Raw genomic sequence first — 722 nt, 5'->3', positions numbered from 1 at the left:
GCGAGCCGGCACCTGGGGCGACCAGCCGTGCCGGTGCAGCAACAGGCACACCCCGGGCACGGTGTAGCTCTTGTGGAACATCCGCCCGATCAGCGTTCGGATCCGCGCGAGCGTCCAGCGCTCGTCAGACCAGCCGTGCGCCATCGCCCCCAACGCCAGCGCCGCCTCCAGCTTCACGAACAACTCGTCGCTGAGCTTGGGCAACGACGCCGGCCCCTTCGAGACCAGGCCCGCTTCACCGCGCTCGGCCCACTCGCGCCGCCAGCGCTCTACCGAGCGCACATGTACCCGAGCACCTTCGCCACCTCGGCGTTGTCGCTGCCGGCCGCGAACATCTCGCCCGCGTCCAGACGGATCTGCTCGCGAAACGCTCTCCGCTCGGCAGTCAGCCCGCCACCCTGCGCGTACCTCATGACCGTGGTGTACCGCGACGATCACCACCTGTCAGCACCCCACGACATCACGCATTACAAGTCAGTAGCAACTGCGACATCAGCAGACCCTTTACTGGAGATTTCTCGAGCGCAGGTCGACCAGTCGGTCAGCGGGGTGGCCACCTGGACAACAGCTTCCGGCTCAAGCTCTGTCTACGGTGTGGCCGCGTGTCGGCGACGGGTGAAAAGTGGTTCTGGATCACTTTCCGTGCTGGAGCCACGGAGCGTCACCGGAACCGCGATCATGAACGGTCGTGGCTGACGATCTCCTCCAAGACCTCTGGCTTC

At 65.8% G+C, this 722-nt stretch carries 1 pseudogene; it reads right to left on the bottom strand.

Annotated features, from left to right (window positions below):
- A pseudogene (locus tag PV350_RS46865) lies at positions 1-413 on the bottom strand (helix-turn-helix domain-containing protein); the annotation flags it as partial.
- Between the last annotated feature and the right edge of the window lie 309 nt (positions 414-722).

It is taken from the genome of Streptomyces sp. PA03-6a, assembly GCF_033792765.1.
Lineage (GTDB): Bacteria > Actinomycetota > Actinomycetes > Streptomycetales > Streptomycetaceae > Actinacidiphila.
The sequence above is the reverse complement of the archived record's forward strand: the minus strand, read 5'-3'. Positions and strand labels throughout refer to the sequence as shown.